General features: G+C 59.6%; 22 protein-coding genes. 13 read left to right on the top strand and 9 right to left on the bottom strand.

Features of this window, described 5'->3' with window-relative positions; translation table 11 throughout:
• Window positions 1–216: 216 nt before the first annotated feature.
• Together DTW90_RS16570 and DTW90_RS16565 are read left to right on the top strand one after the other, a co-directional pair.
• Window positions 217–921: a GntR family transcriptional regulator gene (locus DTW90_RS16570; protein WP_132523203.1), complete on the top strand. Its 705-nt coding sequence runs from the start codon at window positions 217–219 to the stop codon at window positions 919–921.
• A 7-nt stretch (window positions 922–928) separates the two neighbouring features.
• The gene (locus tag DTW90_RS16565; RefSeq protein ID WP_149339668.1) at window positions 929–1315 is read left to right on the top strand and encodes a nuclear transport factor 2 family protein; all 387 of its coding nucleotides are present in this window, start codon (window positions 929–931) and stop codon (window positions 1313–1315) included.
• Window positions 1316–1342: 27 nt separating this feature from the next.
• Here the strand turns inward: DTW90_RS16565 and DTW90_RS16560 are convergent, their stop codons facing one another.
• Window positions 1343–2059 (bottom strand): GntR family transcriptional regulator, encoded by a 717-nt coding sequence (locus DTW90_RS16560; protein ID WP_132523207.1) that lies wholly within the window; start codon window positions 2057–2059, stop codon window positions 1343–1345.
• A gap of 246 nt (window positions 2060–2305) precedes the next feature.
• Here DTW90_RS16560 and DTW90_RS16555 point away from each other — a divergent pair, with 246 nt between their 5' ends.
• Window positions 2306–3268 carry a dihydrodipicolinate synthase family protein gene (locus DTW90_RS16555; RefSeq protein WP_149339666.1) on the top strand — a complete coding sequence of 321 codons (963 nt, stop codon included), beginning with the start codon at window positions 2306–2308 and terminating at the stop codon, window positions 3266–3268.
• Window positions 3269–3358: 90 nt separating this feature from the next.
• On the opposite strand, the gene DTW90_RS16550 is transcribed toward DTW90_RS16555, so the two are convergent.
• The gene (locus tag DTW90_RS16550) at window positions 3359–4396 is read right to left on the bottom strand and encodes an Ldh family oxidoreductase (protein ID WP_149339665.1); all 1038 of its coding nucleotides are present in this window, start codon (window positions 4394–4396) and stop codon (window positions 3359–3361) included.
• A gap of 115 nt (window positions 4397–4511) precedes the next feature.
• Here DTW90_RS16550 and DTW90_RS16545 point away from each other — a divergent pair, with 115 nt between their 5' ends.
• Complete coding sequence (locus tag DTW90_RS16545) at window positions 4512–5762, top strand: FAD-dependent oxidoreductase (protein ID WP_149339663.1); 1251 nt, start codon at window positions 4512–4514, stop codon at window positions 5760–5762.
• Window positions 5763–5825: 63 nt separating this feature from the next.
• Window positions 5826–6980, top strand: coding sequence for a Xaa-Pro peptidase family protein (locus tag DTW90_RS16540; protein ID WP_149339661.1), 1155 nt, complete (start codon window positions 5826–5828; stop codon window positions 6978–6980).
• An 89-nt stretch (window positions 6981–7069) separates the two neighbouring features.
• Here the strand turns inward: DTW90_RS16540 and htpG are convergent, their stop codons facing one another.
• Together htpG and DTW90_RS16530 are read right to left on the bottom strand one after the other, a co-directional pair.
• Complete coding sequence (gene htpG, locus DTW90_RS16535) at window positions 7070–8956, bottom strand: molecular chaperone HtpG (RefSeq protein ID WP_149339659.1); 1887 nt, start codon at window positions 8954–8956, stop codon at window positions 7070–7072.
• 102 nt (window positions 8957–9058) lie between these two features.
• Window positions 9059–9976, bottom strand: coding sequence for a hydrogen peroxide-inducible genes activator (locus DTW90_RS16530; protein ID WP_132523219.1), 918 nt, complete (start codon window positions 9974–9976; stop codon window positions 9059–9061).
• A gap of 160 nt (window positions 9977–10136) precedes the next feature.
• Here DTW90_RS16530 and katG point away from each other — a divergent pair, with 160 nt between their 5' ends.
• Complete coding sequence (gene katG / locus DTW90_RS16525; RefSeq protein ID WP_149339657.1) at window positions 10137–12320, top strand: catalase/peroxidase HPI; 2184 nt, start codon at window positions 10137–10139, stop codon at window positions 12318–12320.
• A 71-nt stretch (window positions 12321–12391) separates the two neighbouring features.
• On the opposite strand, the gene DTW90_RS16520 is transcribed toward katG, so the two are convergent.
• The 3 genes from DTW90_RS16520 to pdxA form a co-directional block, all read right to left on the bottom strand.
• Complete coding sequence (locus DTW90_RS16520) at window positions 12392–12607, bottom strand: hypothetical protein (RefSeq protein ID WP_132523223.1); 216 nt, start codon at window positions 12605–12607, stop codon at window positions 12392–12394.
• A gap of 352 nt (window positions 12608–12959) precedes the next feature.
• Window positions 12960–13721 carry a DeoR/GlpR family DNA-binding transcription regulator gene (locus tag DTW90_RS16515; protein WP_149339656.1) on the bottom strand — a complete coding sequence of 254 codons (762 nt, stop codon included), beginning with the start codon at window positions 13719–13721 and terminating at the stop codon, window positions 12960–12962.
• 88 nt (window positions 13722–13809) lie between these two features.
• Window positions 13810–14799, bottom strand: coding sequence for a 4-hydroxythreonine-4-phosphate dehydrogenase PdxA (pdxA, locus tag DTW90_RS16510; RefSeq protein ID WP_132523227.1), 990 nt, complete (start codon window positions 14797–14799; stop codon window positions 13810–13812).
• A gap of 178 nt (window positions 14800–14977) precedes the next feature.
• On the opposite strand from pdxA, the gene DTW90_RS16505 reads away from it, so the two are divergent.
• On the top strand, window positions 14978–16048 hold the full coding sequence (locus DTW90_RS16505; protein WP_149339654.1) for a four-carbon acid sugar kinase family protein: 1071 nt from the start codon (window positions 14978–14980) through the stop codon (window positions 16046–16048).
• A 679-nt stretch (window positions 16049–16727) separates the two neighbouring features.
• Here the strand turns inward: DTW90_RS16505 and DTW90_RS16495 are convergent.
• Window positions 16728–17804 (bottom strand): AraC family transcriptional regulator, encoded by a 1077-nt coding sequence (locus DTW90_RS16495; protein ID WP_149339650.1) that lies wholly within the window; start codon window positions 17802–17804, stop codon window positions 16728–16730.
• 120 nt (window positions 17805–17924) lie between these two features.
• Here DTW90_RS16495 and DTW90_RS16490 point away from each other — a divergent pair, with 120 nt between their 5' ends.
• From DTW90_RS16490 to DTW90_RS16480, 3 genes are all read left to right on the top strand, one after another.
• A complete protein-coding gene (locus DTW90_RS16490) occupies window positions 17925–19319 on the top strand; it encodes a mercuric reductase (protein WP_149339648.1) in 1395 nt (464 codons plus the stop codon).
• A 200-nt stretch (window positions 19320–19519) separates the two neighbouring features.
• On the top strand, window positions 19520–20293 hold the full coding sequence (locus DTW90_RS16485; protein ID WP_149339646.1) for an SDR family oxidoreductase: 774 nt from the start codon (window positions 19520–19522) through the stop codon (window positions 20291–20293).
• Between the two features lie 46 nt (window positions 20294–20339).
• A complete protein-coding gene (locus tag DTW90_RS16480) occupies window positions 20340–20642 on the top strand; it encodes a putative quinol monooxygenase (protein WP_132523239.1) in 303 nt (100 codons plus the stop codon).
• A 12-nt stretch (window positions 20643–20654) separates the two neighbouring features.
• Here DTW90_RS16480 and DTW90_RS16475 read toward each other — a convergent pair whose 3' ends face one another.
• Window positions 20655–21764 (bottom strand): LacI family DNA-binding transcriptional regulator, encoded by a 1110-nt coding sequence (locus DTW90_RS16475; protein WP_132523241.1) that lies wholly within the window; start codon window positions 21762–21764, stop codon window positions 20655–20657.
• 460 nt (window positions 21765–22224) lie between these two features.
• Here DTW90_RS16475 and DTW90_RS16470 point away from each other — a divergent pair, with 460 nt between their 5' ends.
• From DTW90_RS16470 to DTW90_RS16460, 3 genes are all read left to right on the top strand, one after another.
• Entirely contained in the window at window positions 22225–23259 is a 1035-nt protein-coding gene (locus DTW90_RS16470; protein ID WP_132523243.1) for a 2-dehydropantoate 2-reductase N-terminal domain-containing protein, read from the top strand.
• Window positions 23260–23358: 99 nt separating this feature from the next.
• A complete protein-coding gene (locus DTW90_RS16465; protein WP_132523245.1) occupies window positions 23359–24420 on the top strand; it encodes a 2-dehydropantoate 2-reductase N-terminal domain-containing protein in 1062 nt (353 codons plus the stop codon).
• A gap of 56 nt (window positions 24421–24476) precedes the next feature.
• Entirely contained in the window at window positions 24477–25583 is a 1107-nt protein-coding gene (locus DTW90_RS16460; protein ID WP_132523247.1) for a sugar ABC transporter substrate-binding protein, read from the top strand.
• The last annotated feature ends 7 nt before the right edge of the window (window positions 25584–25590 follow it).

The raw sequence follows: 25590 nt of genomic DNA, 5'->3' as shown, positions 1-25590 counted from the left end.
TCCAGAGTTTGTCGACAATGTAAGCCGTTAGCCGCCAAATTATATACAAGCCCTCATATCCGGAGGGCCAAAAAAATATCATTGCCATGCGATCTCTGTGGACATATTGTATATTTGTTGTGCCGGTTGCAAGCAGATTGTGTAAAATTCTGTGCGCTCGCATAATCATAAAAAACGGGCGCACGAGGGGTAAGCGCCACGACAAAGGATAAGAAAATGCTGGATACAGGGGCTCCCGGCAGGAAAAGTCGCAGCGATTTCATCGCCGAACAGCTCGAAGATGCCGTGATCAACGGTGCAATTCCGGCAGGCTCGCGCCTTGATGAAGCATCCATCGCTGCGCAATTCAATGTATCGCGGACACCGGTGCGCGAGGCATTGCATATTCTCTGTGGGCGCGGATTGGCAGAGCGAGAGCCATACAAGGGCGTCGTTGTCACGCAGATTTCGGCCCAGCGGATCGATGAGATGTTCGAAGCCATGGCTGAGCTCGAGGCGACCTGCGGCCGGCTCGCTTCCCATCGAATGACGATGAGCGAGCGCGCGGAGCTCGAAAACATCCATCGCGAAATGAATGTGCTCGCCGAAGAAGGCGAGCACGCCGCCTATAATGAGTTGAACACCCGTTTCCACAGCCTTCTTTTCCAGGGCAGCCATAATAGTGATCTGATCGCTGCGGCTCAGACCTTGAGGCTGAAGCTTGCGCCTTTTCGCAAGTATCAGCTCAAGGACAAGGGTCGCCTCAAGCGCTCCTGCAACGAGCATCAGCAGATCGTCGACGCGATTCTCGACCAGGATCCGAAGGCAGCCGAAAATGCGTTGCGCCGGCATCTCGTTTCGGCAGCGCAGGAAGTTCTGATCAAGCGCCAGCGACAGGAAGAAGACCTCGTCACTGAAACCAATCTTATTGAAGAGGCATGAGTTCGAAATGTCCGTGAATGCTGAACAAGACGCTATCCGCACCGTTATCTCGGACATGCAGGCAGCCTGGAACCGTGGCGATTTCCACGGCTACATGGCCGGCTTTGCCAATCCTGATGTGGTGTTCGTATCCCGCGGCCGCATCCAGAAGGACTGGCAGTCGACGCTGGCTCACTATATCGCGGATTACGGCGGCTCTCCGGGCTCGCAGGGGGAACTAGCCTTCTCGAATATCCGCATCGAGATGCTGGCTCCGGATGCCGCGCAGCTCATCAGCAATTACAATCTCGTGCGTGCCGCGGGCGGCCAGACGGGGGTCAACACCCGGCTGATGCGCAAACGCGACGACAAATGGGTAATCGCGCTCAATCACGTTTCGCAGATCGAGAGATGAGACGCCCCGGTTAGGGCGTTCACTCGCTCAGCTGGCGGAAAGATCGATCGGATCTGCAAGGTCGCGCGCCAGATAATCCTGGATCTGCTTGACGATCTGCTCGGCATGTTTGGCGGCAAGCTTGTCGGCAAGCTCGACGTTCCGAGCTTCGATCGCCGCGATCATCTCCTCGTGTTCGTCGACATACTGCCGAGGCAGGCGATCGTCGAAGGTGCGGTAATAGAGCCTGAGGATGCGCCGTCCCTCATCGAGGAGCCGGCTAAAGAAAACCGTGTAATAGGGGTTGCCGGCGAGTTCGGCAATCGCAACGTGGAATTCACGATTCGCCTCGATCATCGCCAAGGCGTCATGGGCGACAACGGCGGCGGCAAATTCCTGCTGCCATCTCCTGATGTCGGCCATGGCCTCATGTCTTGCACGTTGCGCTGCACCACGGGTGGTCACGCGGTACATCAGCGTCAGGGCATCGAAATAGGTTGGTAGCGTCGCGAAGTCTATCTGTGAGACGATCGTATTGCGGTTCGGCAACGTCGTGACCAAGCCCTCGCCGGAAAGCCTCAGCAGTGCCTCGCGGACCGGGGTGCGGGACATACCGAAACGTTCCGAAAGCCTGACTTCTTCCAGTGCGTCTCCAGGCGGCAGGGTCATGTCGAGAATCTCTTTGCGCAGCACCGTATAGACACTTTGAGTGCCGGTGCCGCGCGCGCGGCGAACATCGCTTTCCTCGGGTTCGATATGCGCCATGCCTGATATTTTTCTCCGATAGCCAACCACGGGCTTGAATGCAATTTGTCGACGAAGGTCGCAGGCTAGTCAAGCCGCCATCCAAACCAAGACCAATAACCGTCGTCGTCGCCGGAATCCTCGATCTTCGAGCTGGCGCACCTTTTCTGTCGACAAATAGAATACAAGACGCTATTAGTAACGCAAGGCTCGGCCTTCCAGGCGGACAATCGTGTCATGAGGCCTGCCAGTCCAAGAGGAATTAGAATGAAAGCCAAGATCTTTTCCGGCGTCGTTCCGGCGCTCATGACCCCCTGCAAGGAAGACCGCAGCCCGGATTTTGAATCGATGGTTCGCAAGGGCAAGGAGCTCATTGCTGCAGGCATGTCGGCTGTCGTTTATTGCGGCTCCATGGGTGATTGGCCGCTTCTGAGCGACGAGCAGCGCATGGAAGGCGTCGGACGTCTCGTCAAAGCCGGCATACCCGTCATCGTCGGCACGGGCGCGGTCAACACGGCCTCGGCAGTTGCCCACGCTGCACACGCGCAAAAAGTCGGCGCACAGGGCTTGATGGTCATCCCGCGCGTTCTGTCTCGCGGTCCGTCGCTGGTTGCGCAAAAGGCCCATTTCAAGGCGATCCTGTCTGTAGCACCAGACCTCCCGGCGGTCATCTACAACAGCCCCTATTACGGCTTTGCCACGCGCGCTGACCTGTTTTTCGCACTGCGCGCGGAGCATTCGAACCTCGTCGGCTTCAAGGAATTCGGCGGCCCTGCCGATCTGCGCTATGCGGCCGAAAACATTACCAGCCGCGACGATGACGTTTCGCTGATGATCGGCGTCGATACCGCAGTGTTCCACGGTTTCGTGAATTGCGGTGCGACCGGCGCCATCACCGGCATCGGAAACGTGCTTCCGAAGGAAGTCATCCACCTCTGCAACCTTTCGCAGGCTGCTGCAGCAGGCGACGTCGACGCTCGCCAGCGTGCGCAGGAACTGGAACAGGCACTTGCCGTCCTCTCGTCCTTCGATGAAGGACCGGACCTCGTTCTCTACTTCAAGCACATGATGGTGCTGAAGGGCGCCAAGGAATATACGCTCCACTTCAACGAGACGGATGCACTGTCCGAAAGCCAACGCGGCTATGTCGAAGCTCAGTTCAAACTGTTCAACAGCTGGTACGCCGAGTGGAGCAAGCTTCCGGGTGCAGTCGAGAAGTCGAAGCCCTGAGCTTCAACTGATGGCGAAATGAATCAAGGCCCGCCTCATCGGCGGGCCTTTTTGTTTGATGTGCAGTCGAAAGCAGGCCGAGATATCCGACTAATCGACGGCATCGAGCCCGAGGGTGCGGAGACGCTCAAGTTGCTGCATCTCCTGCTCGTTCAGGACGATTCCATCAGTCTCGGACATCGCGCGGGCGGCGAATCGACGTTGAGAGGGCAGGCGGGCGCCCTGGCCTGCAATCGCTTCGAACAGAAGCTCCGCACGGGCAAACGGATCACCCGGCCGGCCGGCGGCGAAGGCTTGCGGAGAAAAGGCGACAATGAGTTCGCCGTGCGCTGGCGCGAGCGCGGTGGTGCCGAGATAATCCAGCGCCTCCCGGCTCGTCAGGTCGCCGATCATTATCCCGGCAAGCAATTCAATCATCGTGCCGATCGCCGAGCCCTTGTGCCCGCCAAATGGGAGCATGGCGCCGGCAAGTGCGGCTTCCGGTTCGATGGTCGGTTCACCATCCGGCCCGATCGCCCAGCCTTCCGGGAGTGCCTTGCCTGCGCGCCGGTGCAATTCGATCTCGCCGCGAGCGGCCATGGAGGTGGCGAAGTCGAAGACATAGGGCTCTTTGCCCTCGCGCGGCCAGCCGAACGCAAACGGATTGGTGCCGAGAAGCGGCAGCTTGCCTCCTGATGGAGCGACCGTCGAATAGCTGGGACACATGGCGAGCGCCGCAAGCCCTTGTTCCGTCAAAGCCTCGACATCCGGCCACAGGGCCGCAAAATGAGTGCAATCGTTGATGACGAGGGCGGCCAGACCATGTTTACGCGCCTGCACGGCAACCGCGGGCACGCCGAGCTCGACTGCCGGGTTGGAGAACCCGCCCTTGGCGTCCACCCTGACGATCGCGGAATCCGGCTGTGTGGCTAGTTCCGGCACGGCATCCGGTTTCACTTTCCCTGCCTTCACCGTGCGCAGGATGCCCTCGACCCGATAGATTCCATGCGATTTGCAGGCATCGCGTTCTGCACGGGCGATGACGCTGGCGAGCGGGCCGGATTGAATGGCGTTGAGGCCCGCATTGCGGAAGATCGCCTCGACGCGGTCACGTAGCTCATCGAAGGTCAAGTTCATTTTCTCCCCCATGGATCTTTCACCGATTAGAGCCTTGCCGCGATGGCAAAGGCAGTTGATGTCTGCATACATAAAGTATACGAAAATCAGACGCGAGCAATTTTCGCTGGCTCTCCAGAGAGGCATGATGACCAGTCAGACCGAATCTCAGCTTACTGTAATTGGTGCAGGTGTTGTCGGACTATCCGTTGCGATTGTCGCACAACAGCGCGGATTTGCGGTCACAGTTCTGGATCGACAGGGCCCGGCCGCCGGCGCGTCGGCGGGCAATGCCGGCGCATTTGCGTTCACCGACATCCTGCCGCTCGCCTCTCCGGGCATTTTGAAGAAAGCGCCGAAATGGCTGCTGGATCCACTCGGCCCGCTGACGATACCGCCCGCCTATGCGCTCAGGATCGCTCCCTGGATGTTTCAGTTCTGGCGTGCCTGCTCGCCCGGTCGGGTCGCGCATTCAACGGCGGCGCAAACTGCTTTGATGGACCTGTCGAAGGCCGCGCTCGAGCCGTTCCTGCAGGAAACCGGAACGATGTCGATGCTGCGGAAGGAAGGCAATCTCCAGCTTTATGAAAGCGAGACCGAATTGAATGCCTCGCTGCCAGGCTGGAAGGTCCGCGAGCAGCACGGCATCGAGTTCCATCATCTCGACGCAGCCCGCATGGCCGCAATACAGCCGGGTCTCGCCTCCCGTTTCACCCATGGCACGTTCACGCCCGGCTGGTATTCGATCGCCGATCCAAAGCTTTATACGCTCGCGTTGGCGGATCATTTCCGCAAACGAGGCGGTCGGATAGAAACGGCGGAAGTGGTCGCTTTGCGGTCCGTCGAGGGCGGCGTCGATATCGTGACCAAGGAGGGGACAACACGGCACACGAAGCAGGTCGTGGTTTCGGCAGGCGCGTTCTCGCACCGGATCGCGCGAACGATCGGAGACCGGATCCCGCTTGAAACCGAGCGCGGCTATAACACCACGCTGCCCTCGGGCGCTTTCGATCTGCGGACACAGCTCACCTTCGGCGGCCATGGTTTCGTCGTGACGCGACTATCCACCGGCATCCGCGTCGGTGGCGCGGTGGAACTGGGTGGCCTTGATCTGCCACCAAATTTCAAGCGGTCGGAAGCAATGCTGAAGAAGGCGCAGGCTTTTCTGCCGGGATTGAAGCCCGAGAACGGCGTGCAGTGGATGGGATTTAGGCCGTCACTACCCGACAGCCTGCCCGCGATCGGCCGCGCGCTCAGCACTCCGGCGGTGATCTATGCCTTCGGTCATGGCCATCTGGGTCTCACACAGTCTGCCGGAACGGCTCGTCTCGTTGCGAACCTGCTTGCGGGAGAGAAGCCTGCCATCGATCTTTCACCGTTTTCTCCCTACAGATTTTAGCGGAGACCGCGATGTCTACCCGCCGCACGCACGTCAGGATTTCAGCAAAGTAAAGGACAGCCAATGACCGACGTTTCGAACTGGTCGCATCCTGTAGCCCGCATCACCGACGAAGAGCGGCAGGAGCGTCTTGCGCATCTTCGCCAGAGCATGGAGGCTGCGGGCCTAGCCGCCTTCCTTCTTGGCTCTACCGAGAGCCTGCGATACTTTACCGGCCTCGTCTGGCACCCGAGCGAACGCTTGGTCGGCGCTCTCGTTACGCCGACCAAGCTCATCTATATCGCACCCGGTTTCGAGTGCTCCCGCATCGAGACGCTTCCCCGTCTGGCCGGCGAGATTGCCGCCTGGGAAGAGCACGAAAGCAGCTCTCAGTTGATTGCCGATCTCATCCCTGCGAACGGCAAGCTCGGGCTCGACGAGGAAATCGCACTTTTCGTCTATCATTCGCTGGCGGGCGTATTCGGTGCTGACCGTCTTGTCGATGGCGGCGCGATCGTTCGCGATATCCGCGTCAGAAAATCGAAGGCCGAGATCGATATCATCCGGTACGCCATGGGCCTGACGCTCGAAGTGCATCGCCGGGCGCATGCCCTGATGAAGCCCGGCATCCGGGCCTCCGAAGTCGTCCGCTATATCGATGAGCAGCATCGCCTCCTCGGCGCTCCCGAAGGTTCAAGCTTCTGCATCGTCTCCTTCGGTCTTGCGACCTCGCTGCCACATGGTGCAGACGGTGACCAGACGCTCGCAGCAGGCGACGTCATCCTCGTCGACACCGGCTGCCGTCTCGACGGCTATCATTCGGACCTGACGCGGACCTATACGCTGGAAGAGCCGACATCAGAGGTCGCCCGCATCTGGAACCTGGAGCGCGAAGCACAGCAGGCGGTCTTTGACGCCGCAAAAATCGGGGCTCCATGTGAAGGTCTCGACAATGCCGCGCGCGCCGTACTCGAGCGCCAAGGCCTCGGACCCGACTATCGCCTTCCCGGCCTGCCGCACCGGGCCGGCCACGGCTTGGGTCTCTCCATTCACGAACATCCCTATATCGTGCGCGGAAACCGCCTGCCGCTGGCGGAAGGCATGTGTTTTTCCGTGGAGCCGATGATCGTGTGCCCTGGAGCTTTCGGCATTCGCCTGGAAGACCATATCCACATGACGGAAAATGGCCCGGAGTGGTTTACGCTCCCGTCAAAGAGCCCGACCGAGCCCTTTGCGTGAAATATCTCGCTTGATGGAAGCAATCCCATCGGCAGGCCACTTAAGTCCAAATGAGGCAAGGTGCGATATCGCCCCTGCCTCATCAGCTATTACCGCACAGCCCTTTCGAATACGCGTGCCAGGCGCTCGGCGAAAGCGCGGGGATCGGCCGGCTTATCGCCGTCGAGGATACGCGCTTCATCGAGCAGCAGCAGTGCTGCGTCTTCGCGGAACGGCAGGTCGCCTTCCCCAGCCGCGATCGCTTTGATCGTGGGATGATCCGGATTGATCTCCAGGATCGGCTTGGTGACGGATTGGAGTCGCCCGGCGCCCTGCAGGATCTTTTCCATCTGGCGGTCGTAGCCCTCTTCCGGGGCAACGAGGCAGACGGCACTTTCAGTCAGACGATCGGATGCCCGCACATCGGCCACCTGATCGGCAAGCTTATCCTTGGCGAAAGCAATGAAAGCCTGCGTGCTTGCGGCCATTTCCGGCTCGACCGCTTGCTGGCTGTCCGTCTTGGGGAATTCAGACAGATCCGCCGAGCCCTGTGTGATCGATTTGAACGTTTTGCCTTCAAACTCCGGCGCGTTCATGACCCAGAAGCTATCGATCGAATCCGTCAGCAGCAGAACCTCGACGCTGCGGGCGCGAAAACCTTCCAACTGCGGCGATGATTTCAGCTGCTCCAGACTGCCGCCGGCGAGATAATAGATAGCGCTCTGACCGTCCTTTGCGTCCTTCACGTAGTCGCCGAGGGAGCGATAGCCTTCGCCCGAGGATGTCGTGCGGAATCGTGAGAGTGCCAGGAGCTGGGAGCGTCGCTCGAAATCCTCGTAGATGCCTTCCTTGAGAACCGGCCCGAAATTCTCCCAGAGCTTGAGGAAGCTGTCGGCCTCGGTTTCCGCGAGCTTTTCGATGCCGCTGATGATTCTGCTTGTGACACCCTTGCGGATCGAGGACAGGATTGGACTTTCCTGAATCATCTCTCGCGAAACATTGAGCGGGAGGTCGGCGGTATCGACGAGACCGCGTACGAAGCGGAGATAGCGGGGCAGGAGTTCGGCATCGTCCGTGATGAAGACACGTTTGACGTAAAGCTTCATTCTCCCCTTGCGATCGGGATCGAACATGTCGAAAGGCTGCGAGCTTGGAACGAATGCCAGTGCAGTATATTCGTGCCGTCCTTCCGCTCGGAAGTGCACGGTGAGTGCCGGTTCGTCATACTGGCCTGAAGTGCCGCGGTAGAAATCCGTATATTCGTCCTTCGTCACTTCATTCTTCGACTTGGTCCAAAGGGCGGTGCCATCAGTTACCTGCACCGGCTCGCTGCCGGGTTTGTCGAAGAGGCGGATTGCAACAGGCACGTGGCCGGACTGTTCCTTGACGATGCGCTCGACGGTCCAGCGAGACGTATATTCCTTCGCATCCTCCATCAGATGGAGGGTGATGCGGGTGCCGCGTGCAGGCGCTTCCGCGGTGTCTACAGGGCTGACGGTGTAGCTGCCTTTGCCGTCGGAGGACCAGTGCGAGGCTTCCTGCGAGCCGGCGCGGCGCGAGATCACGTCGACACGCTCGGCCACCATGAAGCAGGAATAGAAGCCGACGCCGAATTGACCGATCAGCTGGGCGCCCTCATTGGCCTTGCTTGCTTCGATCCGCTCTATAAAAGCTCGCGTTCCCGATCGGGCGATGGTGCCAAGCGCCTCGACCATCTCCTCGCGGCTCATGCCAATGCCGTTATCCTCCACGATGAGTTGCTGCTTCTCCTCGTCGAGCGTAATCGTGATACGGCTCTCGACATCGGTTCCAAGGAGAGACGGCGTTTCGATCGCCTTGTAGCGCAGCTTCTCGCAGGCGTCGGCGGCATTCGAAATCAGCTCCCGTAGGAAGACGTTTCTGTCCGAATAAACCGAATGAACCATCATATGCAGAAGACGGGCGACGTCGGCTTCAAAGACGTGGCTCTCGGCGGGCTTTTCTGCTGCAGTGGTCATGTGTCTTTATTCTCCTTCGAAAATCAAATGATCGCGCCGAGAGTTGGCAAGATCAGCGCCAAAATTCAAGACGGAAGAGGTGAATGAAGCTGGCGTGATGGCTCAGGGACTATATCCGGGCTGTCCGCGCATGGTATCAGCCGCATGGCGAATTACTTCCGATATCTCCAGCAGCTGTTTGACCAGCGGCGTCGAGTTGCGCCAGATCGTTCCGATCGTGCGCGAGGGCTGGGGAGATCGAAACCGGGATATCGAGATCTGGGCCGAGCGTGTTTCCATCGGGATCGCCATTTCAGGGATCAAAGTGATGCCGATGCCGGCACTCACCATCTGAACCAGGGTGGAAAGAGAACTGCCCTCCATGATTTCGCGCGGCCGCGCAGAGCCGATTCGACAGAAGGATAGCGCCTGATCGCGGAAGCAGTGGCCCTCCTCCAGCAGAAGCAATCGCATCTCGCGCAGCATATCCCGGTCGGGGACCGGCTTGCCCTCGTCTTCGAGGTGCCGGACCAGGACGAACTCTTCTTCGAAGAGCTTGAGTTCGGTCAATGACGGTTCCGAGACCGGGAGGGCGACGATCGCAAGATCGAGGTCGCCTTGTGCCAATTCCTGGATCAGCTTCGCCGTCTGGGTTTCGCGCACCTCGATTTGAATGCCATCGAATGTCCTGTTCAACTCGTTTATAATGGCAGGCAGAAGATAGGGAGCGACGGTTGGAATAATCCCGATGCGAAGGCGCGCAAGAAAGGGATTGTGGGCGGCGCGGGCGAGATCCTCCAACTCGTCGACGGCGCGAAGGATTTCACGGGCTCGCGACGCAAACGTCTGGCCGAAGGCGGTGAGTTTCACTTCCCGTGCGCTGCGTTCAAAAAGCTCGTTTCCGAGGTCTTCCTCGAGTTCCTTGATCTGCATCGACAGGGCCGGCTGAGAGATCGCGCAGGCATGGGCTGCGAGACGAAAACGGCCGTGACGGACCAAGGCTTCAAAATATCGGAGCTGTTTCAATGTTAGGTTCTTCATAACCGGAACTTATCGCAACAATCAGTAAATCCAACTTAAATTTATCACACGCTTCGGCTAAGAAGAATGCAAGGGAGGATGCGTGGGATTGCCCCGGCCCGCTTGGCGGATGATGCTCCCTTCGACGGCAGAAAATCGAAGCAATCCAAGGAGAACGCTAATGGACGACCAAAAACCCGACAGCGCCGGCAAGTGTCCCGTCCCGCATGGCAATAGCGCACGCGGCAGAGGCAATCGCGAGTGGTGGCCGAACCAGCTCAATGTGCAGATGCTTCATGGCCATTCGGTTCGTTCCGATCCGATGGGCGAGACGTTCGACTATGCCGAGGAATTCAAGAAGCTCGATCTCGATGCGCTCAAGAAGGATCTTCATGCGCTGATGACCGATTCGCAGGAGTGGTGGCCAGCCGACTTCGGCCACTATGGCGGCCTCTTTATCCGCATGGCTTGGCATAGCGCCGGCACCTATCGCATTACCGACGGCCGCGGCGGCGCGGGTCAGGGTCAGCAGCGTTTCGCGCCACTGAACAGCTGGCCGGACAACGTCAACCTCGACAAGGCCCGCCGTCTCCTCTGGCCGATAAAGCAGAAATACGGCAACAGGATTTCCTGGGCAGACCTTCTGATCCTGACTGGCAACGTCGCGCTTGAATCCATGGGCTTCAAGACCTTCGGCTTCGCCGGTGGCCGCGCCGACGTATGGGAGCCGGAAGAGCTCTACTGGGGTCCGGAAGGCACCTGGCTCGGCGACGAGCGCTACAGCGGTGAACGCGAGCTTGCGGAGCCGCTCGGCGCCGTGCAGATGGGCTTGATCTATGTCAACCCGGAAGGCCCGAACGGCACCCCGGATCCGCTCGCTTCGGCACGCGATATCCGCGAAACCTTTGCCCGTATGGCGATGAATGACGAAGAAACCGTGGCGCTGATCGCCGGTGGCCACACCTTCGGCAAGACCCACGGAGCTGGCGATCCGTCATTCGTCGGCGTCGAGCCGGAAGGCAGCGCTATCGAAGACCAGGGTCTGGGCTGGAAAAGCAAGTTCGGCACGGGCGTCGGCAAGGACTCCATTGGCTCCGGCCTGGAAGTCACCTGGACGCAGACGCCGACGAAATGGAGCAACTACTTCTTCGAAAACCTGTTCGCTTTTGAATGGGAGCTGACCGAGAGCCCGGCCGGCGCCAAGCAGTGGAAAGCCAAGAATGCCGACGCGTCCATCCCCGATGCGTTCGATTCCTCGAAGAAGCATCTGCCGACCATGTTGACCAGCGACCTGGCGCTGCGCGTCGACCCGGCCTATGAAAAGATCTCGCGTCGCTTCCTTGAAAATCCGGAAGAGTTCGCAGATGCCTTCGCCCGTGCCTGGTTCAAGTTGACCCATCGCGATATGGGACCGAAGGTCCGCTACCTCGGTCCGGAAGTGCCGGCTGAAGATCTGATCTGGCAGGACGTGATCCCGGCCGTGGATCACAAGCTTATCGACGACGCGGATATTGCTGCGTTGAAGGAAAAGATCCTCGCAACCGGCCTTTCCGTACAGGAACTCGTCTCGACCGCCTGGGCTTCCGCCTCCAGCTTCCGCGGTTCCGACAAGCGGGGCGGCGCTAACGGCGCGCGCATCCGCCTTGCGCCGCAGAAGGATTGGGAAGCAAACCAGCCCGCGCAGCTTGCCAAGGTGCTCGGTGTTCTCGAAGGCGTCCAGAAGGACTTCAACGCCGCACAAAGCAGCGGCAAGAAGATCTCGCTGGCTGATCTGATCGTCCTTGCCGGTGCAGCCGGTGTCGAGAAGGCTGCAAAGGCAGGCGGTCACGCCGTGTCAGTGCCGTTCACGCCGGGCCGCATGGACGCTTCCGAGGCGCAGACCGATACCCATTCGTTCGAAGCCTTGAAGCCGCGTGCCGATGGTTTCCGCAACTATGTCGGCGGCCCGCAGTTCATGAAGCCTGAGGAGGCTCTCGTCGACCGCGCACAGCTGCTGAGCCTGACCGCGCCGCAAATGACGGTTCTCCTCGGCGGGCTTCGCGTGCTGAGGGCGGGTGCACCGGAGCATGGTGTGTTCACATCGCGTCCCGAGGCGCTGACGAACGACTTTTTCGTCAACCTGCTCGACATGGGCACGCAGTGGTCTCCGCTTGCCGGCAAGGACGGCGTCTATGAAGGCCGTGACCGCAAGTCTGGCGAACTCAAGTGGACGGGTACCCGCGTCGACCTGATCTTCGGTTCGCACTCGCAGCTTCGCGCTCTGGCGGAAGTCTACGGCCAGTCCGATGCCAAGGAGAAGTTCGTCAAGGACTTCGTTGCGGCCTGGAACAAGGTCATGAACGCCGACCGTTTCGACCTCGTTTGATCGCAACATTTTGCTTGGGCGCAGCTTCGGTTGCGCCCAAGTCTACATGCGTAGCCGTTCACGTTGCGTGGTCAGTCGTGCCCATGCCCGCGATATTTTGTCGGGATGCCGGCTGCCTCATGGCATTGGGCAAGCGTCTCAAGCCAGGCGGCAAGATCTGCTGGTACCGTGGCATTTCCGGCCTCGAGAGCTTCAATCCACGACAAGTCGCACTGGAGCGCGCTCGCCAGATTGATCGGCGTCCAGCGGATATGTAGAAGGCATTCGGTAAATCGAGCAGGGGTCATTTCAGGCCTCCACGGCATTGCTGTTTCGAACACTAGCAAAACGCGGAGGAGAACATAACCCAGCGCTTATCCTATTTGAGCAGTACGAGTTCTGCGATAACGCCTACCGCGGAACAGCCGACGGCAAGTGTCAGCATCCTCGTCATATGACGATCGATAAATGCCCTCATGATTTTCCCCTCCCAGAGTTGCAGCCAGATAAGCAGCTATTCAGTTTCGTTGCAAGCGATGACTTACCGATTGGCTCAACTGGCCGATCGTGCTTCCAAAGCAATGGCTCGTCATCGCGATGAAATTTTTCACGGGAGCGAACTCTGGTTCGCTTCGGTAAGCCTTCAGTTCAAACGAGGTTTCAGGCCTTGATCTCAATGGCGGCTCTTCGGAATTCATCTCGCAACTGTTGAGGCATGTCGTTGGCGATGACCTTTGCGCCCACAGGGAGCGTCACCCAAAATGGCAAATCCTGATCATGAAACTTTGTATCGTCTGCCAGGACGCAAACGTTTGTCGATCGCTGCATGGCGATCTCCTTCAGGCGGATCTGTTCCAGCGTCGTTTCCCCCAGCCCGAACCGTGCCGAAACCGCATCAGCACCGAGGAAGACTTTGTCAAAGCGGAAAGCCTCGATCGTCTTTTCGGCCAATGGACCGAATACGCCTTCCGAATGGGCCTGATAGCGGCCGCCGAGAAGGAACAGCTCAATAGACGAGACCTTTGCGAGGCTGGCTGCGACGCGTTGCGATTGGGTGACAACGACAAGGCCGTTCAGCCGATCCTGCATTAGGGCGAGCGTTTCAGCAAAGGTGCCGATTGTCGTTCCGGCATCGAGAAAGACGGTCGAGGCGCCCTTTACCTCTTCGAATGCTGCCTCAGCGATCTTACGCTTTGCTGCTGCCGCCAACTGCCTTCTGAAATCGAAAGTTGACTCGGCTCGCTGTAGCAGCGTTGCTCCGCCATAGGTGCGGGCAATCACGCCTTCGTCGGCGAGCGCCGCCAGATCGCGCCTCACTGTCGCGACCGAGACGTCGAGCGCTGCGCTGAGAGCATTGACACTCGGCGCTCCCGTTTGGAGCAGCCGAAGCAAGGCTTCCTTTCGCCGGTTGAAGCCGGTCATGTAGCCTCCTCACGTTTCGGGTCGGTTCCTCGATCAGCGCGGCGACGAGATCGTGCGCTGATCGATATTCATTCGCCGGATATCACAATCAGGCTGCTTTACCAGACAGAATCGCAGCCTGCTGCAGCGCGTAGATCAGGCTGCGCTCGTCGGCCTTGCCCATTCCGGCAATATCAAAGGCGGTGCCATGATCCACGGAGGTCCGCACGATCGGCAGGCCGACGGTGACGTTAACGCCTTCCTCGATGCCGAGAACCTTGACCGGGCCATGGCCCTGGTCGTGGTACATGGCAACGACCAGGTCGAAATCGCCGCGCACTGCCCTGAAGAAAAGCGTGTCGGCGGCAAGCGGGCCGGTGACGTCGTAACCGAGGCGCACTGCCTCGGTAACCGCGGGCGTGATCTTGATCGCCTCTTCGTCGTGACCGAAGAGTCCGTTTTCGCCGGCATGCGGGTTGATCGCGCAAACGCCGATGCGGGGCTCGCGTCCCATCATGCCGAGCAGGGCGGCCCGACCGCGCTCGATGGTGCGAAGCACAAGCCCCGGCTCGATCTTGGCGATCGCGTCGATGAGACCGATGTGGGTTGTCACGTGCACCACGCGCAGTTTGGGGGAGGCAAGCATCATCGATACTTCAGCCGTGCTTGTCAGGTGGGCGATGAGTTCGGTGTGGCCGGGGTAACGGTAACCTGCCAGATGCAATGCTTCCTTGCTCAGAGGTGCGGTGCAGATCGCGTCGACCGTCCCGGCCTGGGCATGTTCCACCGCGGACACGATGCATCGATAGGCCGCTTCGCCACCTTCGCGGCTGACTGCGCCAAAGGGAAGATCGGAAGGCATTTCGACGGCTTGCAGCACATTGATGCTGCCTTCCTTCCTGTCTCCGATCGCGTCCAGCAGGCGGATTTCGGTGGTCGTCCCGACGATGGCGGCCGCCTTCCGCAGCCTATCCACATCGCCGACAACGAACGGTCGGCAGAAATTCTCGACCGCGGGGGTCGAGAGTGCCTTGGCGATGACCTCGGGGCCAATGCCCGCGGGATCCCCCATAGTAATCGCGATGATCGGTTTCGTCATTCTGTAGCCTTTCATGATCGCAGCGATCTCACGACGCCGGTTCCGTGACGCAATTAATCCCAATTCTGTGACGTTTTCAATCAAATTGCCAAAAAATGATCGATTGGATCATTTTATTTGACGCGCTTGCGCGCTTTGCCTAGGAATACTCCCAGCCCGCTTGCCCGGAAGGACAGCCATGCCATTGAAAATTGCCATTGTGGCCGACGACCTGACCGGCGCGATCGATACCGCGACGCCGTTTGCGAAGCTGGGTATGAAGGTCACGGTCGCGCTGAGCGGCGACCATTTGAAGCGCGCGCTTGCGGAAGATCCTGACGTGCTGACCGTTGCCACGGGAACGCGGCATATGAACGCCGCGGCCGCCGGGGCGCGGCTGTTCGACATCACGTTGGAATTGCGCCGCTTCTCGCCGGAGTTTTACTTCAAGAAGATCGACAGCCGACTCAAAGGCAATGTCGTCTCCGAGACAGTTGCGATGCTCGAGGGATTAGCGCGCGGTCGCGTCGTCCTGGCTCCAGCCATCCCCGAGCAGGGACGATTGCTGCAGAATGGACATGTCACGGGGCGGGGGGTCGATCAGCCAATTCCGCTTCCGGCCTTTCCTGATGATGTCGACGTCTATGCGCCTGATGTGATCGAGGACTCTGATCTCGGGCTTGTCGCCGACCATATCCTGGAGAACCCTGCGGTGCTTGCCGTTGGTGCAAGGGGTCTCGGACAGGCGCTCGCGGATCGATTGTCGATCGGCTCAGGGTCACAGGCGGCGCTGGATTTCACATTTCCCCTGCTGATCGTCATAGGGTCGCGTGACCCGATCACCATCCGGCAGGTCGAGCATCTCATCGCTTCGGAAGAGCGCGTCGCGGTCATTATCGCCCCGAACGGTAACGTGCCCGCCGACCTGGATCAGGTGCCGGACATCACTCTGGTTCGATGTGTCGAGACCGAAACAGCCGAGAGCAGTGAAATCGTCGCGGAGCGGCTCGGAACGGGCATCGCCGCGATGATGTTGCGCAACATGCCAGGGACGCTGATTGCATCCGGCGGAGACACTGCTGCTGCGATCCTGGGGGCTGCGGGCGTCGAGACGATCCATCCGATCGGTGAAATCGAAACAGGCCTTCCACTTTCCGCCTTCACGCTGAATGACGCAACCGCTCATCTGATCACGAAATCCGGCGGCTTCGGACATGATCAGTCCTTGAGCGATGTTATTGAAGAAGCAAGCCTTCCGCCCTCGGCCTGAGCGGGAGGGTTTACTGCAGCGACTCAATAGCCCTCCCTTCCGTCAAAAAAAAGCGAAATAGCGTTCCCGGCGAGTGGCTGAAATTGCCGCGCGCACGGCCCGTTCTGGATTTCGATCATGAGACCGGCGAGCGCCTCGTCCGGGCTGCTCTCTTCCACGGCTTGGGCCGCGTTGCGGTTCCGAACACGACCCTCGGGCGCAGAGGACTTATCAGTGAAGCGGACGAGGAGCACATTCGCTCATTCTGCATTGGACCGAGCGCACTCTCAAGCGTGCTCCAATATTTGAAAATGAAGCCGTTCTCGCCAGCCGCGCCTTTGAGCGATTAGACGGCAGCGACTATCCCAGCAGAAGGCGGCCAGAGCCCTGCAAGCCTGCGTCTTGGTGGCAACGGTTACGAAGCCCGCGGAAGAGCCTCGGAGCCACGCGCCGGCTGCCTCGGATCCGATCGCAGAGGAGGTCGCTGCGGGCAGGCTTGATGTCGAGTCCGTCAAGGCGGTCATGACACGCCCGCGGGATGTCCCGCAGTTTGCTCCCGTCCCAAACCACTATTTCAGCCGTGCCCGTCACACCGCTGGAACAGGAGGTCCTGTCGCATCTGGCAAGGGGCCGCTCGAACAGAGAGATCGCGCGGAAACTTGGCATTTCTCCAAGCACCGCCGGAACGCATGTCGAGAACCTATACCGAAAACTTGGTGTCAGCACACGCGCTGCTGCTGCCCTGATCGCCGCCAAGCGAGGTTTCGTCACTTGATGCGGATTCACTGAGCCGTCCGCGGGAATGCGATCTCTGACGTAGCGCCACCGATAGATTTTCCCTTGGCTTCATCGCACGCCGCCATTGTGACGCTGTCATCCCGGCGTGCTGCTTGAAAGCGCGCTGGAAGGCAGCTTCCGATTGATAACCGACCATGGCGGCGATCGCGCCGGTGGATTGCCCCGGTTTCCGCAATTCATTGGCGGCCAGAGTCATGCGGATATCGAGCAGGAGGTCGCTGGCGGAGCGCCCAAGGCTTCCCTGAAAATGCCGGGCAAGCGAGGCCCGCGACATGTGGCAAAGGCGCGCCAGATTTGGCAGCGTCCAAGGGTGCGCAGGGTTCTCGAACATCGCCGTCAGGGCTGATGCAAGGCGGGGGTTCCCCGCCAGCGCCAGCAAGCCGACCGGCGTGTCCGCGGCCTCGCTCGCCAGTCGCAGCGCCAAAGTGAACAGGGCAGCCGAAAACGCATTCAACATGGCCCGGCTTCCCAAACTCTCCTCGCCGGATTCGGTTCGCATCAAGGCGATAAGGCTGCGCACCTGGGCTGCGGCCGTACTGCGAGCACCCGACACGAATTCCTGGGGCTCCCTTATGATCAGAAGAGATGGCAGGTAGGCTCGCAGCATGCGATTGTGCGGGGGTGAGGTAACAAAATGGCCGCAGAGCATATCCAGGCGCTCACCCGTCCCGGCATTCTCGCTGAAAACGAGATTGAGAGCCGGCCGGCTGACGGCTGGGACCGGGCGCTCGCCGCTGCCGTCATGGAGGCTGTGCGCGATGCCGCTGGGGATCATGAGAATATCGCCCGCGTTGAGCCGCTGCGGGATTCCACTAAACGGATCTTCCACGATCGCCGATCCGGACAAAACAGCGTGATAGGCCATCGCTCCTTGTTCTGCGGCCGCCTGGTCGATGCGCCAGGGCGCACCATAAAGACATCGCAAGTCGAGGCGCCCGCTCACAGGCATTGCCGAGAGAAGATGGCTGAGCCAATCCATTACATAGCGCTCCTGATTTGAGATGATTGAGCATAATATCGAGCTAATTCGGCATTAACAAGCTCGAGCGGAGCGCGTAGCCTCTCTCCATCGACAACATCAGATCGATGGAGGAATCTCATGCAGGAACCGGAACATTTTGACGTCGTCATTCTGGGCAGCGGCCAGGGCGGCAAGCTTCTCGCATGGCATTTGGCGCGCTCGGGGCAAAAGGTTGCAACGATAGAGCGCCGGTGGGTCGGCGGTTCCTGCCCCGCTGTCGCTTGCCTGCCGAGCAAGAATGAGTTGTGGAGCGCCCACGTTGCTCATACCGCGCGGAAGGCAGGGGAATATGGTACGATAACCGGGCCGATCAGCGTCGATATGGCGAAGGTGCGCCAGCGCAAGCAGGCGATGATTGAAGGCGAGATAGCCTTCCACCTCAACGCCTACCAGACTAGCGGCGCCGAGCTGATCATGGGTAGCGGACGTTTCGTAGCGCCCCGCACGATCGAAGTACAGTTGAACGATGGCGGCACCCGGTTGCTGACGGGTCCCCAGGTGGTCGTTAATGTCGGTACGCACGCTGCGATCCCCAACATACCCGGCCTCGAAGCCGCCCGTGCGCTAACCCATATCGAAGCGCTCGAATTGGACTATCTGCCTGCGCATCTGATCGTATTGGGTGGGGGCTATGTCGGTATCGAGATGGCCCAGGCATATCGCCGTTTTGGCAGTCGCGTGACGATAATCGAGCCCGGTGGCCAGCTAATGGGACGTGAAGATGCCGATGTGGCCGAGGAAATGCTGCGTATCTTGAGGGACGAAGGCATCGAAGTGCTGCTATGGGCTCAGCCGCTGCAGGTGCACGGTCTTTCCGGCGACGAGGTCGCGGTAAGCCTGCGCACCGCAAATGGCGAGACCAGGGTAGAGGGCAGCGATCTCCTGGTTGCCGTGGGCCGCGTGCCGAATACCGATGGCATCGGCCTTGAGCTTGCCGGCATCGAAGTCGATGCGCGTGGCTTTATCCGTGCCAATGAAAGGCTGGAAACCACGGCCGCCGGTGTCTGGGCAATCGGCGAGGGCGCCGGCAGCCCGCAATTTACCCATGTTTCCGTCGATGATTTCCGCATTGTCCGCGACAACATGGCCGGTGGCAACCGCCGTACGGATGAAAGGCTTGTTCCTTATGTCATGTTTACCGATCCGCCGCTTGCGCGCGTGGGTTTGAGCGAAGGCGAGGCGAAGCGGCGTGGCACTGCTGTTCGTGTCGCCACGCTGCCGATGAGCAACGTGTTGCGCACGGAAGCGACGGGCGAGACTGAGGGCTTCATGAAGGCTGTCGTCAGCGCGGAGGATGACCGTATTCTCGGCTTCACGATGATCGGTTCGGAAGCGGGCGAAGTTGCCGCTGCAGTTCAGGTCGCAATGCTCGCGGAGTTGCCGTATCCAAAGCTGCGCGAGGCGGTCATCGTTCACCTGACTATCGCCGAGGGCCTGGGGCCTCTATTCGGCAATGTGCCGCCTCGGCATTGAATTTTACCGACCCAGAAGATGGCGGCGCCGGCTCGAATGAAGTCGAGGAGCGCCGCCGTCCCACGCTGCCAATTTCCCAATCCTGATCTGGCTACCCAAGGCGAGCTTCCACACGCTAAGTCCAAAATGGATAATTGCGCCGTTTTCATCCCGACATTTATTTGTACCCTTTCCGGCGAGCATGGGAGGGCTACAGAATAATGACAGATACGAAGCTTTGCATTCTCACGGGCGCTGCGGGTGAGGTTGGGCGAGCAACTGCTAGGCGCTTCGCGGAAAGCGGCTGGTCGATGATCCTTTGTGACCGGACCACAGATATCGCAAGCCTGGCGAAAGACCTTTCGAACGAGTTCGGACGGACCTGCCTGGGTGTCCAGATGGATATCACCAACGACCAGGAGGTCGATCGTGTCGCGGCGACAGCCGGCGAAACTGATATTCCCCTGCGTTTCCTGGGGCTGGTGGCAGCGATCAATCATCCGGCCGTCGCCATTGAAAATATGGATATGGCTCTCTGGGACCGGGTTCAGAACATCAATCTGCGGGCAAACGTCAAGTTCATCAGCTCCTGCGTGCCGCTGCTGCGAAAGGGCGGCAATGCGTCTATCGTGAACGTCGGCAGCTATTGGGGCCGGGAGGGACATGCCTTTTTCACCCCCTATTGCGCATCGAAGGCTGCATTGATTTCTCTGACGCAGAGCGTCGCCGCGGAGCTAGCGCCTGATATTCGCGTGAATTGCGTGGCGCCGGGCAACATCAACACGCCGATGCATTTCAATGCGCTGGCAGTCGAGGCCGAAAAGCGTGGAATTTCCGCAGACGAGATGCGCAAGATCGAGTGGGCGAAGATCCCGATGGGGCGCCCCGCGGAGACGGCGGAGATCGCATCCGCAATTCATTTCCTCTCCACCGACGATGCCAGCTACTTCGTCGGCGCCACCCTAGACGTCAATGGCGGCTGCCGCTTCACCTGATGAAGCGGCGACCGGAACGGCTTGGACGATCGAAGGGAGAGAGTGAATGTCGGAGCAGCTTACTGTCATTGCGCATCTGGTGGCGCGTCCCGATAAGATCGAGGACACGAAGGCATTTCTGATGTCGCTGATCGAGCGGACGCGCGCGGAAGCAGGTTGCCTCGATTATCATCTGCATCAAAGCGAAGAAGATCCCGCGAATTTCGCCTTCTATGAAAACTGGACCAGCCGTGAAGCGCTGGACGAGCATATGGAGACGCCGTATCTGCGGGAGTTGGTCGCGCGAAAGGCGGAATTCTTCAAAGTCGATCCGGACATTCGGCTGCTGACGATGATTTCGCCGCGATGATGTCCATACGGCTCAAACGGTGATCGCGCCAGATCGGGCTGCAATCGATGAAGGATCGGAAGTTGGTTCGGACTTGCGTGCCGGGCCGGTACTGCCCCGCAGCACGACATGAGGTGTGAGCAAGACACGCTTCACCGGCTGCACGTGATTTTTGATCAGGCTCATAAGAAGGTCCGCGCTTTCGAATCCGAGATCGCGGCCGGCCGTGTGCAAAGTCGTCAGCGGCGGTGACAGCATGTTCATGAAGGGCAGATCGTTGACGCCGGTGAGCGAGATCTGCCCGGGACAGGCGACGCCCGCCGATTTCAGCGCAACAAGGCAGCCGACGGCCAGAAGATCGTTGAAGGCTAGGACGGCGGTGCTGGTCAGCCCGGATGCGAGCATATCCGTCATGATCCGCTCACCCTCGACGACATCATAGGCTCGCGCCTCGACAACATTGAAACGGCAGCCGGCCGCCTTCGCAAGGCGTGTTGCCGCGTTGAAGCCGACCAACCTGTTTTGAGCGGTGGAAGCGGCGAGCGGCGGAGTGACGTAAGTGATATCCCTGTGGCCAAGATCGAGAATGTGCTCGACCATCGCCTGAACGCCGGACGCATCGTCCATCGCGACGGATGATATCCGGGCATCGCGCGGGTCGCGAAGAACGGCAACGGTCGGAATGCCGAGTTCCAGGCAGAGATCGACCGAAGGGTCATTCAGCTCGAAGCTGGCAACGACCAATCCGGCGACGAACTGGCCGCTCATGCGCTCGACTATCGAGCGCAGTTTCGCTGGACTATAGTCGGAGTTCGCGACGAAGGTGACGTAGCCGTCCTGGGCTACACGTTCTTCCACAGATGCAATGATGGGAGAAAACAGGGGGTCGCTGAGATTGGGGACGATAAGGCCGATCGTTCCGGTCTTCTGTGTCCGAAGGCTCGAGGCGAGACTGTTGCGCTTGTAGCCAAGCTGCTCGGCAACCTTCTCGATCTTGCGGACGACCTTGCTCGATATCCGGTGGCTCGTTCCCGGGTTCAGCGCGCGCGACGCCGTCGAGACATGCACGCCAGCGCTGTTCGCGACGTCGACAATCGTCACGCGCGGGCGCTTACTTTGCTGGCGTTGCGGGGTATCGCTCATTCGGGGCCGGCTACATCACATCAGGATTCGACTGACTGGGAAAGTATGCGATCAAACCTTTGCACACAAGATGGCTGATCGGACCTCTCTGGTTTGATGGTTATCTCGCCTCGAGGGTAGCCGTTTCCCGGGGTGTGCGACTATAAATACATAAAAACTACAAACCTTTCCCCTCATGGTTGATTTTGCGCACGATTTGTTGAACTGAAACTGCCTTGCAGCACGCTGGTTCGTTTCAGATTTCGGTGCAAACAAGATTTTTTGACAAACGGTTGCGCGTCATTTCAATCATATCAAGCCATTATTAAATTTACATAATTTTGATGAAGTCACCCTTCAATCTCAGAAATAGTTGCACAGATGAGCAAACGTTTGCACTTGACTCAATCGGCAACGGCTTCTAACCATGCTTCCCATGGAGCGGCACGGTGCGGTGCCGGGGAATGGAGAGAAACGCACGATGTCCTGGGATTTAGAGCGCAATCTGAAGATCGCATTTGCCGGAACCGGCGCGCAAGGTGCGTCGATCGGTGCTGATTTTGCGCTGGCAGGCCTCGACGTAACCTTTATCGAGCAGTGGCCGCAAAATGTTGACGCCATGAACGAGAGCGGCGTCACGGTCAATCTGCCGACGCGATCTCTTCATGCAAACGTTCGCGCAAAGCATCTGTGCCAAGTGGCCGAATTGCGTGAGCGTTTCGACATCATTTTTCTGGTTGTCAAGGCCTATGACACCCGCTGGACATGCCAGCTGGTCGAGCCGGTGCTGGCTTCTGACGGCCTTGTCGTCGGCGTGCAGAACGGCATGACGCAGCATGCGATCGCATCGGTCGTCGGCGCCAAGCGCACGGTAGGTGCCGTCTTCGACATGGCGTCGAATATGTTCGTGCCCGGCGTGACAAACCGACAGAACGATCACGATACGTCCTGGTTTGCACTCGGCGCGGCGGAGCCTGCAAACAGGCCGCGCGTCGAGAAAATTGCAGAGCTGCTGCGGGTGAGCGGCCGCGTCGAAGTGACGGACGACATCGGCTCTGCCAAGTGGATGAAGCTCATCGTCAACGCGGCACAGCTGGTTCCGTCGGCGATCCTGAACCTGCCCTTTGCTGAGGCCGTCAGGATGCCCGGCATGGAAAAGGTGATGCGAACTGCTGGATATGAAGCGATGCGCGCCGCGCAGGCGGATGGCGCAAGCATCGTTCCGATCCTCGGCATGCCCGCGACAACGACCAACGATCCGGAGCGCCATGTCGATGCGATCTTCGACGAGGTGCTCAAGACATTCATGATGCCGGATACGTTGACGACGGTCCTTCAGGACTGGCGCAAGGGACGGCGCGCCGAGGTTCTCGATATCAACGGTCACGTTGTCGAGACGCTGAAGAGAGCGGGGCAGGCTGCGCCGGTCAACGAACGGATCGTCGAACTCGCCCGCTCAATCGAGCGGGGATATTTGACGGCGCAGGCGTCGAACAGCGCGCTTTTCGAAACATGACATCGGTTTGAAAGCGCCGGCCACAAGGGCGGGGCGATCGGCAAGATTTGCAAAAACATCGCGTGCATGAGCCGCACGCAACTGGAGAAGGAGAGACACATGAGTTGGGATAAGGCGCGCGGCCCGCGGATCGCATTTCTGGGAACCGGGGCACAGGGCGCGTCCATCGGAGCCGACTTCGCATTGGCCGGCCTCGACGTTACCTTCATCGAACAGTGGCCGGATCACGTCAACGCCATCCGTGAAAACGGGATCACCGTGAACCTGCCGAGCCGGACGATCAATGCCAAGGTTCCGGCGCTGCATCTCTGCCAGGTCGCGGAAATCAAGGAACCTTTCGACCTCGTCTTTCTCGTGGTCAAGGCTTACGACACCAAGTGGGCTTGCCAGCTGATCGAGCCCTGCCTCGCGCCCGACGGCCTGATCATCGGTCTGCAAAATGGCATGACGCATGAGGATATCGCTGATGTCGTCGGCCGCGAGCGGACGATCGGTGCGGTCATCGAAATCGCCTCCAACATGTTCGTGCCCGGTGTCACCAACCGCCAGAACGACCCTGAAACGTCCTGGTTCGCGCTTGGTGCGCTCGATCCGAAGACGCAGCCGCGGGTCGAAGCCGTCGCCGAGCTCCTACGCAATTCCGGCACGGTCGAAGTCATGGAAGACATTCGCTCCGCCAAGTGGATGAAGCTTGTCGTCAACGCGGCGGAACTCATTCCGTCGGCGATCATCAACCTGCCGCTGGCGGATGCCGCGCGTGCGCCCGGCATGCTCGAAGTCATGCGGGCTGCCGGATATGAAGCCATGCACGCTGCTCTGGCGGACGGCGCCAAGATCATTCCGATCATCGGCATGCCGCCGGTCACCACCAATCATCCCGAGCGTTATGTCGACCAGATATTCGAAGAAGTTCTGAAGACTTTCTCGCAGGCCGACACGTTGACGACATCGCTGCAGGACTGGCGCAAGGGGCGCCGCGCGGAGGTGCAGGAAGTCAACGGCTGGGTCGTCGATATCCTTGCGGCCCATGGCCAGCAGGCGCCGGTGAACAAGCGCGTGATGGAGGTTGCCTACGACATCGAGGCCGGCCGGATCGAAGCGCGGCCGGAAAACTCAGCCCTGCTGATCGAGACATACCAGACTGTGGCTGACCGCCGATAGATGTCGGCGGTGGGCTGCGGATGAGCATGAACTTTTAACCTGAGGAGGAGAATGGCATGAAATCGCATCTGAAATTCGGAGCCGTCGCGCGATGGCTCGTAACATCGGCGGCCATCTGTGCGGGCATCGCGCTGCCGGCTGTGCACGCCAACGCCGACGAGGCAAAGGGTGGCAAGCTGATCGTCGGTATCGACGAGACCGCGTCCGAATACTGGTCTGAATATCTACAGGGAGTGAAGGATATCGGTGAATCGCTCGGCAAGGATCCGACCGTACTCACCAGCAATTATCAGGGCGACCAGTTGCTGGCGCAGCTCGGCGCCACCTATTCCGCCGGCTGCAACCAGTGCGCTCTTGCCACGGACCCGTCGTCGAATGCTTTCGTGAAGGCGGTGGTCAACCGGTCGGCCAAGTCGAAGGTACATGTCGTCACGATCTGGAACCGCCCGGAAGATATCCATCCCTGGGACACGGATTCCAAATATTGGGTCGCCCACACCTCTTTCGACGGCGTGATGTCCGGCTACTATCAGGTCATGGCGCTTTGCAAGGCGCTGAACGGCAAGGGCAAGATCGCCGCGATCGAAGGCGTGCCGTCCACGCCGCCGGCCTATCAGCGCATCGCCGGCTTGAAGAAAGGTCTGAAGGAATGCCCGGGCCTTGAACTCGTCGACACGCAGGTGGGTGACTGGCAGGAAACAAAGGCGCAGAATATCACGCGCACCTGGCTCGCCCGCTATGGCGATCAGCTGCAGGGCATCTTCGCATCGAACGATGCCATGGGCCGCGGCGCCGTTGCTGCGCTCAAGGAAAAGGGCCTGAACGGTAAGGTTCTGGTTACCGGCTCCGACGGTTCGAACATCGGTCTGGAAATGGTCAAGAACGGCGACATGCTGGCGACCGTCTGGAACGATCCGGTACTCCAGGGCGCGGTTTCCATGTCGATCGCCTATGCAGCAGCCATCGGCGATATCGACCCCGAAAAGCTGACGCATGCCCAGCGGGACTTCTATCTGAAGCAGGACGTCGTCACCAAGGATAACGTCGACAAGTATCTCGACCTGAAGAAGAACGCGCCGAAATACACCTACGACGAAATCAAGAAGGACTTCTGGAAGGACTCGGCAGGTCAGATTCCGGAAGGCGCAAACGAGAACAAGTAATCGGAGG

The sequence above is a fragment of the Neorhizobium sp. P12A genome, from assembly GCF_008365395.1.
Lineage (GTDB): Bacteria > Pseudomonadota > Alphaproteobacteria > Rhizobiales > Rhizobiaceae > Rhizobium.
The sequence above is the reverse complement of the archived record's forward strand: the minus strand, read 5'-3'. Positions and strand labels throughout refer to the sequence as shown.